This window comes from Staphylococcus sp. GDB20D11A (assembly GCF_016893255.1).
Lineage (GTDB): Bacteria > Bacillota > Bacilli > Staphylococcales > Staphylococcaceae > Staphylococcus > Staphylococcus aureus.
Window position 1 is genome coordinate 75,888 of the sequence record NZ_JAFEPJ010000009.1, and the last position, 12,098, is coordinate 87,985.

The window sequence follows — 12,098 nt, forward strand, 5'->3', positions numbered from 1 at the left end:
ATGTTGTTTGTAACATCGTTAGATTATAATAGTGATATTGCACATTTTAAGCTGAAGATGGAAAAATATTCGATAATCAAATAAACAATGAATCTTAGAAGGTACAATGATGTTCACTAATTCAAATATAGCCGAATATGTTGGTGAGTGATGTTCACTATAGATTTATATTAATATACAAAGGTTTTTAATTTTTATTAAGCGTTAGGTTGTAAGTATTAGATTTTTAGATTTATAATAGACATCAGAAACGAAAATTTTTCTTAAAAGCATAAATGTCTATTCAAAATAAGCTATAATGGTAACACAAATTAAATCAATCATCATTGGGTATTTAATATCAAAATAGAATAAAAATTTTCCAACAAAAGCCAAAAAAAACATAAAATGGTAGTCTTGAATCATATAGTTAGAAAATTGATTATTTTCTGTCAATTTAGGGTTGAACTATACATATGATATTGTTAGAATATTTTTTAACATTATATTTTATTGCTTTAAAGTGGAATATACTTGAAATAATTAGTAGAGGTGAGTAAGGATGAGTAATAAATTAGAATCATACAGAAGTGAGATTGTATCACTTAATCATCAAATTTTAGATTTATTGTCTAAACGTGGCGAGTTAGCTCAAAAAATTGGTGAAGAAAAATTAAAACAAGGTACACGTATCTATGATCCACAACGCGAAAAAGAAATGCTTAACGACTTAATTGATAGCAACAAAGGACCATTTAACGATAATACAATTAAGCAATTATTTAAAGAAATTTTTAAAGCCTCTACAGATTTACAAAAATCTGAAAATGAAAAACATTTATATGTATCACGTAAGTTGAAACCTGAAGATACGATTGTGACATTTGATAATGGGGGCATTATTGGAGACGGCAATAAATCATTTGTATTTGGGCCATGCTCTGTTGAATCATTTGAACAAGTAGAAGCGGTAGCTAAAAATTTACATGCCAAAGGTGAAAAGTTTATTCGTGGCGGTGCTTTTAAACCACGTACATCGCCTTATGACTTCCAAGGCCTAGGTGTTGAAGGACTTAAAATACTTAAACAGATTAAAGATAAATACGATTTAAATGTAGTTAGTGAAATTGTAAATCCTAATGATTTTGAAGTAGCCGACGAATATTTAGATGTATTCCAAATTGGTGCACGTAATATGCAAAACTTTGAGTTATTAAAAGAAGCTGGGCGTACGAAAAAGCCTATTCTATTAAAACGTGGTTTATCTGCTACAATCGAAGAGTTTGTTTATGCAGCTGAATACATTGCTTCACAAGGTAATCAAAACATTATTTTATGTGAACGTGGAATCCGAACTTATGAAAAGGCGACACGTAACACTTTAGATATTTCAGCAGTACCAATTTTAAAACAAGGTACACACTTACCAGTCATGGTAGATGTTACGCATAGTACAGGTCGTAAAGATATCATGTTACCAACTGCGAAAGCAGCATTAGCAGTAGGTGCTGATGGTGTTATGGCTGAGGTGCATCCAGATCCATCTGTTGCACTTAGTGATGCGGGTCAACAAATGGATTTAGATGAATTCCAAACATTTTATGATGAATTAAAGCCTTTAGCTGATTTATATAACGCTAAAAAGTTAAAATAATATTCCAAGGAAACTATAGACTACTTAACTAATATGTCATGTTGAAGTAGAATATTATCTTTGAATCGACAATTTTAAACTAGTAGCCATTCTAAGAGTATATTACTTTTAGAGTGGCTATTATTTTTTGTATAGAAATAAAGGCTATACTACACTTAACGATTGTTATAATATTTCGACACTTATCCAATTTCACAATTATTAAAGACTATGACTGATAGCAGTAATTAAAAGTATGACTATGAATTATCTGTAAATATAATAGATTCACACATTTGTTACTGAAATGTGAACATTTTTCAACAAATGTAATTGATATTTGAAAAGGCTTTCTCAAAATATTACAATTAAAAATGAAAAAAGTTTATATAAAATTAAAATATATCGTTCGTTATCATTTAGCGGTTGTTTTTATTTCAAGCTTTTCGCTAAATTTTTCCAAACAAAAATATGTTACTGTAAATTAAAATATGGTAAACTATGAAAATGAAATGAAAACATGTTATTATAATGAATAAAACGTTTACAAGGAGGAAATTATGACAGTTACTATATATGATGTAGCAAGAGAAGCGCGTGTCTCTATGGCCACAGTGTCGCGTGTTGTTAATGGGAACCAAAATGTTAAAGCAGAAACTAAAAATAAAGTTAACGAAGTCATTAAGCGTTTGAATTATCGTCCAAATGCTGTTGCTAGAGGTTTAGCTAGTAAAAAGACAACAACAGTAGGTGTGATCATTCCAGATATATCTAATATCTATTATTCACAACTTGCTCGTGGACTTGAAGATATTGCAACAATGTATAAATATCACTCAATTATTTCAAATTCAGATAACGATCCTGAAAAGGAAAAAGAAATTTTTAATAACTTATTAAGTAAACAAGTTGATGGTATTATTTTCCTTGGTGGTACAATTACTGAAGAAATGAAAGAATTGATAAATCAATCATCTGTACCTGTAGTAGTATCAGGAACAAATGGTAAGGATGCACATATAGCATCTGTTAATATTGATTTTACTGAAGCTGCGAAAGAAATTACGGGAGAATTAATTGAAAAAGGCGCTAAATCATTTGCTTTAGTAGGTGGAGAACATTCTAAAAAAGCTCAAGAAGATGTTTTAGCAGGTTTAACTGAAGTGTTAAATAAAAATGGCCTTCAATTAGGTGATACATTGAATTGTTCTGGTGCTGAAAGTTATAAAGAAGGCGTAAAAGCTTTTGCTAAAATGAAAGGTAATCTTCCAGATGCTATATTATGTATCAGTGACGAAGAAGCTATTGGTATCATGCATAGTGCAATGGATGCTGGTATTAAAGTTCCAGAGGAATTACAAATTATTAGTTTCAATAATACACGCTTAGTTGAGATGGTTAGACCACAACTTTCTAGTGTTATTCAATCATTATATGATATCGGTGCAGTAGGGATGCGCTTATTAACAAAATATATGAACGATGAAAAGATAGAAGAACCAAATGTAGTTTTACCACACAGAATTGAATACCGAGGAACTACAAAATAAATTCACAAAATTAGGCATTCATCTAACGACCCGACTTATACGGGTATTGGAAGAATGCCTTTTATTTATCTTTTAAAATCGTTGCAGATTAGGTGACTTATTGACGAGTAGATTCGTACCAACTCGCTATATGTAAAGCTAATTTTTTATTTTTTTCACTAATTTCTTTTGTGCGGGGGACATAGGTATAATCATTTAAACGATCTTCCCATCTTTTAGGTAATAATTCAGATGAATAATGTTTCCATTTATTAATCCATTCTAACGGTAAATAACCACTTTGAATTGGTTGATCAATTAAACTTAAGAATACATGACTCCATGCACGTGGTACGACTCTCCAAATATTGTAGCCTCCGCCACCAAACATAATTACCTTTCCATTCGTATAAGTATCAGCTAAATATTTTACAAAATATGGAATTTCATATAATGAATGTAACGTACAATTTAGATGAGTTAGTGGATCACGATAATGTATATCGACACCATTTACGCTTAGAATAATATCAGGTTTAAAACTCTTTACGACAGGCTCAACTGTTAATTTAAAACACTCCAAAAATGATGCATCTTCTGTATACGGTTCAAGTGGGACATTAATAGTGTGTCCATAGCCGATATCTTCACCGCGCTCAGTATAGTGACCAGAGCCTGGGAAAAGAAATTTTCCGGTTTCATGGATAGAATAAGTAGTAACATGGTTATCGGCATAGAAACTCCATTGTGTACCATCTCCATGATGTGCATCGGTATCTATGATTAAAACGCGTTGGTTGTATTCTTTAGCTAAGTATTGTGCGGTAATTGCAATATCATTGTATATACAAAAACCACTTGCTCGACCAGGTTGAGCGTGATGCAAACCTCCACCTAAGTGACAACCATTTAATACTTTGCCTGACATAATAAGATCTGCTAAAGTTAAAGCGCCTCCAACAATTGTGGCACTATGGCGGTGCATATGCTTAAATTGACCATTCTCTTCATCATTTAATCCATATTTCTTAGCCTCATCTTCACTGATAATGCCATGTGAAGCATGCTTAATAGCTTCGACGTAATCATATTTATGAATTAACATTAATTCGTCATCTGTTGCAATTCTAGGTTGTACTATTTGTTCTGGAGACAATAAATTTGCATTCAAAAGTAGCTCTGTTGTTAATTTTAAACGCATTTGATTGAAGGGATGTTGGTCATGAAATCGATATTGTAATAACTTATCTGAATAAACATATGCAGTTTTTGATAAATGTTGTTGCATATAATCCCTCCGATATTCCAAAAATTAAAAGAAAAACCGATTCATATAACGAATATCATCAAACGCTTGTTGCTGTTCTAATGTAATATTTTTGCCAATTCTTGCCATTAAACAATTAGCTGGATGACTTGTTATTTCTGGATCATCTGTAGCGAATATTTCAAGTCCACCAGTTGCCATTAACCGCTGCATTAATTTTTTATAGTCAAATACATCTAACTTTGAATTTTTTAAATCCCAATGCCAGTAATACTCTGTAGTTATAACGATATAATCCTCGAATTCTGGTGCAGAAAGGCTAAGTTGTATCAGCTTTTCTGCAAGTTGTAATTGCCTAAAATTGATGCTGACTTCAATTGCCCCCAATTCGATTAAATATGGAAGGTTACCTGTAGACCAGCGCTCAATTTCATCAGGATAGTGGAAAGTGACATAACCCACAATGAGTTGATCTTGGCGAGCAACATAAATTCTACCTTCTGGTAATGTTGTAATTTCTAACAAAGCTTCATACTGATCTTCAGCGTCTCTAAATGTGGTTAAATGCGCATCGAAAGTAAGCGCTTTCAAATCTTCGTGTGTTAAAGGACCTTCAATAACAAATTGCTTGTCATGAATGTAATAATCTTCGGATTGATACGTCTTTAAATGATTCATATTTTCAACTCCTCAATCGACGTCGTGATTGTATTAAATTCATTATATAGAAAATTTACAATAATTAATACTAGAAAAAGGATAAAAGTAAAAATTTTGAATAATTAGAAATGTTATGTATAATATTGAGAAAGAAAGCGTTTTCACATAACAAAGGGGGAGTTTCAAATGAAAGTCGAAGTATATAAAGGAGCGCAAGGCAAACATAATCTTAAAGATTATGAAGAAACATATAATACTTTTGATTGGAAAGACGTAGAACAAGCATTTTCTTGGAGTGAAACTGGAAAAATGAACATGGCATATGAATGTATAGATCGCCATGTAGATCAAGGATCAGGGGATAAAATAGCGTTAAATTACAAAGATGAGCACAGAAAAGAATCGTATACTTATAAAGATATGCAACGGTTATCTAATAAAGCAGCGAATGTTTTGTCTGAACATGCAGAAGTTGACAAAGGTGACAGAGTATTTATATTTATGTCGCGTACACCTGAACTATATTTTGCGTTGTTAGGTGTTTTAAAAATTGGTGCAATTGTTGGGCCGTTATTTGAAGCATTTATGGAAAAGGCAGTTGCGGATAGATTAGAGAAAAGTGAAGCTAAAGTGTTAATTACTAATAAGGCATTGTTACCTCGAGTACCTGTAGATAAATTACCGAACTTGAAAAAAATTGTTGTTGTAGATGAGAATGTAGAAGACAATTACATAGACTTTATTAGTTTGATGGAAACTGCTAGCGATGAATTTGACATTGAATGGTTAAAGTCGGATGATGGTTTGATTTTACATTATACATCAGGTTCTACTGGGCAACCTAAAGGTGTATTGCATGTTCAACAAGCAATGTTAGTGCATTATATTTCTGGAAAATATGTATTAGATTTACAAGAAGATGATGTTTATTGGTGTACAGCAGATCCAGGTTGGGTTACAGGAACATCTTATGGTATTTTTGCACCATGGTTAAATGGCGCTACAAATTGTATAGCTGGTGGTCGCTTTTCACCAGAACAGTGGTATAGTATGATTGAAGATTTTAAAGTGACGATTTGGTATACGGCACCAACAGCTTTAAGAATGTTAATGAGTGCTGGTGACGATATTGTTGAGAAATATGACTTGTCATCGTTACGTTCGATTCTATCAGTAGGTGAGCCTTTAAATCCTGAAGTTATAAAATGGGCGAAAAAAGTATACGGTTTAACGGTGTTAGATACTTGGTGGATGACAGAAACAGGTGGACATATGATTGTTAACTATCCAACGATGGACGTCAAGCTTGGCTCAATGGGCAAACCATTACCTGGTATTCAAGCTGCAATTATCGATGATGCAGGTAATGAATTACCACCAAATCGAATGGGCAACCTTGCTATAAAAAAAGGCTGGCCATCAATGATGTATCGTATCTGGAAGAATCCAGAAAAATATAAGTCATATTTTATTGGAGACTGGTATGTATCTGGTGATTCGGCATATAAAGATGAAGATGGTTACTTCTGGTTCCAAGGACGTGTTGATGATGTAATTATGACAGCTGGTGAACGAGTTGGACCATTTGAGGTTGAGTCTAAATTGGTTGAACACGAAGCAGTTGCCGAAGCAGGAATTATTGGTAAACCTGATCCGGTTCGCGGTGAAATAATTAAGGCGTTTGTTGCACTGAGAAAAGGATATGAACCAACAGACGAATTAAAAGAAGAAATTCGTTTATTTGTTAAAGAAGGTTTGTCGGCACATGCAGCACCACGTGAAATCGAATTTAAAGATAAATTACCTAAAACACGCTCAGGTAAAATTATGAGACGTGTATTAAAAGCTTGGGAATTAAATTTAGATGCAGGGGATTTAAGTACAATGGAATAATGACATGAATGTTATTGAAGATTTCTTTCGAAGAATAAAGGGAGACAACATATTTCATATTAATGTTTAAATATTAGTTTACTTTATGATAAGCAATATAAAGAGCTGTTAACTTGTGTCATATCATTTCGTAGAAAGCATTTGAAAATGATGACATAACAATAATGGTATATCTTTATATTGCTTTTTATTTTTAATATGACCTTTGAAAGATGACTATTTTAAATAATAGAAAAATATAGTTATCAATAGTATCAAGCGCTAAAAGTTGTATAATACAAAACTTTAATAAGTGAATTTATTGCAAAAATGAAAGCGCTAACCCGATTTAGTCGACAAGTTTTTAACAGTTCGTTATTATATGAATGTAAGTAAAAATTTCTTAGCTACAACTTACATATTTAAAATGCATAAATTAAACAAAAAGGGGCGAAAAAAGTTGACTCATTTATCAGATTTAGATATTGCGAATCAATCAACACTACAACCAATTAAGGATATTGCTGCATCGGTAGGCATTTCAGAGGATGCATTAGAACCTTATGGTCATTACAAAGCTAAAATCGACATTAATAAAATTACGCCAAGAGATAGCAAAGGGAAAGTTGTTTTAGTAACTGCGATGAGTCCAACACCAGCAGGTGAAGGTAAATCAACAGTTACTGTTGGTTTAGCTGACGCATTTCATGAGTTGAAGAAGAATGTTATGGTAGCGTTACGTGAACCTGCCTTAGGACCAACTTTCGGTATTAAAGGTGGCGCAACTGGTGGTGGTTATGCGCAAGTCTTACCAATGGAAGATATCAACTTACATTTTAATGGGGATTTCCATGCGATTACAACTGCTAATAATGCATTGTCTGCGTTTATAGATAATCATATTCACCAAGGTAATGAATTAGGAATCGATCAAAGACGTATTGAATGGAAACGTGTATTAGATATGAATGATCGTGCACTTAGACATGTAAACGTTGGGTTAGGTGGACCTACAAATGGTGTACCACGTGAAGATGGCTTTAATATTACAGTAGCGTCTGAAATTATGGCGATTTTATGTTTAAGTAGAAGTATTAAAGACTTAAAAGATAAAATTAGTCGTATTACTATTGGTTACACTAGAGATCGCAAGCCAGTTACAGTTGCAGATTTAAAAGTGCAAGGTGCACTTGCAATGATTTTAAAAGATGCAATTAAACCAAACTTAGTACAATCAATTGAAGGGACACCAGCATTAGTTCATGGTGGACCATTTGCGAATATCGCACACGGTTGTAACTCAATTTTAGCAACTGAAACAGCACGTGATTTAGCTGATATCGTTGTAACGGAAGCTGGATTTGGTTCAGACTTAGGCGCTGAAAAATTCATGGACATTAAGGCACGTGAAGCTGGATTCGACCCAGCAGCAGTTGTAGTTGTAGCAACGATTCGTGCATTAAAAATGCATGGTGGTGTAGCAAAAGATAATTTAAAAGAAGAAAATGTAGAAGCAGTAAAAGCAGGAATTGTTAATTTAGAGCGTCATGTTAATAATATTAAAAAATTCGGTGTAGAACCGGTTGTTGCAATTAATGCATTTATACATGATACCGATGCAGAAGTAGAATATGTAAAATCTTGGGCTAAAGAAAATAACGTACGAATTGCCTTAACTGAAGTTTGGGAAAAAGGTGGTAAAGGTGGCGTTGACTTAGCAAATGAAGTATTAGAAGTCATTGATCAACCTAATTCATTTAAACCTTTATATGAATTAGAATTACCATTAGAGCAAAAGATTGAAAAGATTGTGACTGAAATCTATGGTGGTTCAAAAGTAACGTTTAGCAGTAAAGCGCAAAAACAATTAAAACAATTTAAAGAAAATGGTTGGGATAATTACCCAGTATGTATGGCGAAAACACAATATTCATTCTCAGATGATCAAACGTTGTTAGGTGCACCATCAGGATTTGAAATTACAATTCGTGAATTAGAAGCGAAAACAGGTGCAGGATTTATCGTAGCATTGACAGGTGCGATCATGACTATGCCTGGTTTACCTAAAAAACCAGCAGCATTAAACATGGATGTTACTGACGATGGTCATGCAATTGGGTTATTCTAATATATCATGGCAATTGTTTAATAAAGATAAGTAAATAGTTTAATAGACCGGACTGTTGGAGATGCATTATTTCAGCAGTTCGGTTTTTTGCTGTGCTAAAAATAGATTCAATTTGGCAAATCTAACGGCAATGTTTGAAGGTAGTTAATTAATGTGTTCGAAGATAAAAAGTGGGCTTGAAGAATAGGAAAGCGATACAATGAATATTCATATTAAAAAAATTTGATAAAATAGGTTGCAATATTTAATTGGGGTGCGCTACAATTAACACTAATAATTGATATTGATAATTATTATCAATTAAATACTATCTTATAGGAGTTGTTAACAACATGAACAAACATCACCCAAAATTAAGGTCTTTCTATTCTATTAGAAAATCAACTCTAGGCGTTGCATCGGTCATTGTCAGTACACTATTTTTAATTACTTCTCAACATCAAGCGCAAGCAGCAGAAAATACAAATACTTCAGATAAAATCTCGGAAAATCAAAATAATAATGCAACTACAACTCAGCCACCAAAGGATACAAATCAAACACAACCTGCTACTCAACCAGCAAACACTGCGAAAACCTATCCTGCAGCGGATGAATCACTTAAAGATGCAATTAAAAATCCTGCAGTAGAAAATAAAGAACATGATATTGGTCCAAGAGAACAAGTTAATTTTCAATTATTAGATAAAAACAATGAAACGCAGTACTATCACTTTTTCAGTATCAAAGATCCAGCAGATGTATATTACACTAAAAAGAAAGCAGAGGTTGAATTAGACATCAATACTGCTTCAACATGGAAGAAGTTTGAAGTCTATGAAAACAATCAAAAATTGCCAGTGAGACTTGTATCGTATAGTCCTGTTCCAGAAGACCATGCCTATATTCGATTCCCTGTTTCAGATGGTACGCAAGAGCTGAAAATTGTCTCTTCAACTCAAATTGATGATGAACCTGAAACAAATTATGATTATACTAAATTAGTATTTGCTAAACCTATTTATAACGATCCTTCACTTGTAAAATCAGATACAAATGATGCATTAGCAACGAATGATCAATCAAGTTCAGATGCAAGTAATCAAACAAATACGAATACATCTAATCAAAATACATCAACGACCAACAATGCTAATAATCAACCGCAGGCAACGACCGATATGAGTCAACCTGCACAACCAAAATCGTCTGCGAATGCAGATCAAGCGTCAAGCCAACCAGCTCATGAAACAAATTCTAATGGTAATACTAACGATAAAACGAATGAGTCAAGTAATCAGTCGGATGTTAATCAACAGTATCCACCAGCAGATGAATCGCTACAAGATGCAATTAAAAACCCGGCTATCATCGATAAAGAACATACAGCTGATAATTGGCGACCAATTGATTTTCAAATGAAAAATGATAAAGGTGAAAGACAGTTCTATCATTATGCTAGTACTGTTGAACCAGCAACTGTCATTTTTACAAAAACAGGACCAATAATTGAATTAGGTTTAAAGACAGCTTCAACATGGAAGAAATTTGAAGTTTATGAAGGTGACAAAAAGTTACCAGTCGAATTAGTATCATATGATTCTGATAAAGATTATGCCTATATTCGTTTCCCAGTATCTAATGGTACGAGAGAAGTTAAAATTGTGTCATCTATTGAATATGGTGAGAACATCCATGAAGACTATGATTATACGCTAATGGTCTTTGCACAGCCTATTACTAATAACCCAGACGACTATGTGGATGAGGAAACATACAATTTACAAAAATTATTAGCTCCGTATCACAAAGCCAAAACGTTAGAAAGACAAGTTTATGAATTAGAAAAATTACAAGAGAAATTGCCGGAAAAATATAAAGCAGAATATAAAAAGAAATTAGACCAAACGAGAGTTGAGTTAGCCGATCAAGTTAAGTCTGCAGTGACAGAATTTGAAAATGTTACACCTACTAATGATCAATTAACAGATGTACAAGAGGCTCATTTTGTTGTTTTTGAAAGTGAAGAAAATAGTGAGTCAGTCATGGATGGATTTGTTGAACATCCATTCTATACAGCAACTTTAAATGGTCAAAAATATGTAGTGATGAAAACAAAGGATGACAGTTACTGGAAAGATTTAATTGTAGAAGGTAAACGTGTCACAACTGTTTCTAAAGATACTAAAAATAATTCTAGAACGTTGATTTTCCCATATATACCTGACAAAGCAGTTTACAATGCGATTGTTAAAGTAGTTGTGGCAAACATTGGTTATGAAGGTCAATATCATGTCAGAATTATAAATCAGGATATCAAGACACAAGATGATGACACATCACAAAATAACACGAGTGAACCGCTAAATGTACAAACAGGACAAGAAGATAATGTTACTGCAACGGATACAGCTACAAATAACAGTATTGAAACAACTCCAAGTGAGGCAACTGATAAAGTAGATTTGATAGAACCAGAGTCTGACATGGTTAAAGATACTGATAGTAGTGTTGACAAAGATGCGCATCATGATGTTGATCATTTATCCGATATGTCGGGTAACACTCACTTCGATAAGTATGATTTAAAAGAAATGGATACTCAAATTGCTAAAGACACTGATAAGGGTGTTGATAATAGCGTTGGTATGTCATCTAATGTCGATACTGATAAAGACTCTAATAAAAATAAAGACAAAGTCATACAGCTTGCTCATATTGCCGATAAAAATCATACTGGAAAAGCAGCAAAGCTTGATGGTGTGAGACAAAATTATAATAATACAGACAAAGTTACTTACAAAAAAACAACCGAACATCCATCGAATGATATTCATAAAACTGTAGACAAAACAGTGAAAACAAAAGAAAAGGCCGGCACACCATCGAAAGAAAACAAACTTAGTCAATCTAAAATGCTACCAAAAACTGGAGAAACAACTTCAAGCCAATCATGGTGGGGCTTATATGCGTTACTAGGTATGTTAGCTTTATTCATTCCTAAATTCAGAAAAGAATCTAAATAATTAACTGGATATAGCATATGTATGA

The 12,098-nt window shown here is 33.1% G+C and carries 9 protein-coding genes and 1 pseudogene; 7 read left to right on the forward strand and 3 right to left on the reverse strand.

Annotated features, from left to right (window positions below; all coding sequences use genetic code 11):
- From JV528_RS06880 to ccpA, 4 genes are all read left to right on the forward strand, one after another.
- Nucleotides 1-84: a hypothetical protein gene (locus tag JV528_RS06880; RefSeq protein ID WP_031789490.1), complete on the forward strand. Its 84-nt coding sequence runs from the start codon at nt 1-3 to the stop codon at nt 82-84.
- A 457-nt stretch (nt 85-541) separates the two neighbouring features.
- On the forward strand, nt 542-1,633 hold the full coding sequence (locus JV528_RS06885; RefSeq protein ID WP_000066380.1) for a bifunctional 3-deoxy-7-phosphoheptulonate synthase/chorismate mutase: 1,092 nt from the start codon (nt 542-544) through the stop codon (nt 1,631-1,633).
- 353 nt (nt 1,634-1,986) lie between these two features.
- Nucleotides 1,987-2,100 carry a hypothetical protein gene (locus tag JV528_RS06890; protein WP_001803513.1) on the forward strand — a complete coding sequence of 38 codons (114 nt, stop codon included), beginning with the start codon at nt 1,987-1,989 and terminating at the stop codon, nt 2,098-2,100.
- Between the two features lie 72 nt (nt 2,101-2,172).
- On the forward strand, nt 2,173-3,162 hold the full coding sequence (gene ccpA, locus JV528_RS06895; protein WP_204177441.1) for a catabolite control protein A: 990 nt from the start codon (nt 2,173-2,175) through the stop codon (nt 3,160-3,162).
- A gap of 97 nt (nt 3,163-3,259) precedes the next feature.
- Here the strand turns inward: ccpA and JV528_RS06900 are convergent, their stop codons facing one another.
- Both JV528_RS06900 and JV528_RS06905 read right to left on the reverse strand, forming a co-directional pair.
- Nucleotides 3,260-4,429, reverse strand: a complete 1,170-nt coding sequence (locus JV528_RS06900) for an acetoin utilization protein AcuC (protein ID WP_065315680.1) — start codon at nt 4,427-4,429, stop codon at nt 3,260-3,262.
- A 24-nt stretch (nt 4,430-4,453) separates the two neighbouring features.
- Nucleotides 4,454-5,086, reverse strand: a complete 633-nt coding sequence (locus tag JV528_RS06905; protein WP_204177439.1) for an N-acetyltransferase — start codon at nt 5,084-5,086, stop codon at nt 4,454-4,456.
- Between the two features lie 168 nt (nt 5,087-5,254).
- On the opposite strand from JV528_RS06905, the gene acsA reads away from it, so the two are divergent.
- Both acsA and JV528_RS06915 read left to right on the forward strand, forming a co-directional pair.
- Nucleotides 5,255-6,961 carry an acetate--CoA ligase gene (acsA, locus tag JV528_RS06910; RefSeq protein ID WP_204177436.1) on the forward strand — a complete coding sequence of 569 codons (1,707 nt, stop codon included), beginning with the start codon at nt 5,255-5,257 and terminating at the stop codon, nt 6,959-6,961.
- Nucleotides 6,962-7,400: 439 nt separating this feature from the next.
- Nucleotides 7,401-9,068, forward strand: a complete 1,668-nt coding sequence (locus JV528_RS06915) for a formate--tetrahydrofolate ligase (RefSeq protein WP_000149395.1) — start codon at nt 7,401-7,403, stop codon at nt 9,066-9,068.
- Between the two features lie 244 nt (nt 9,069-9,312).
- Here JV528_RS06915 and JV528_RS06920 read toward each other — a convergent pair.
- A pseudogene (locus JV528_RS06920) lies at nt 9,313-9,402 on the reverse strand (hypothetical protein).
- Here JV528_RS06920 and harA point away from each other — a divergent pair.
- Nucleotides 9,401-12,073: a haptoglobin-binding heme uptake protein HarA gene (gene harA, locus JV528_RS06925; protein WP_001032784.1), complete on the forward strand. Its 2,673-nt coding sequence runs from the start codon at nt 9,401-9,403 to the stop codon at nt 12,071-12,073. The pseudogene JV528_RS06920 and the gene harA sit on opposite strands and share 2 nt — an antisense overlap.
- The last annotated feature ends 25 nt before the right edge of the window (nt 12,074-12,098 follow it).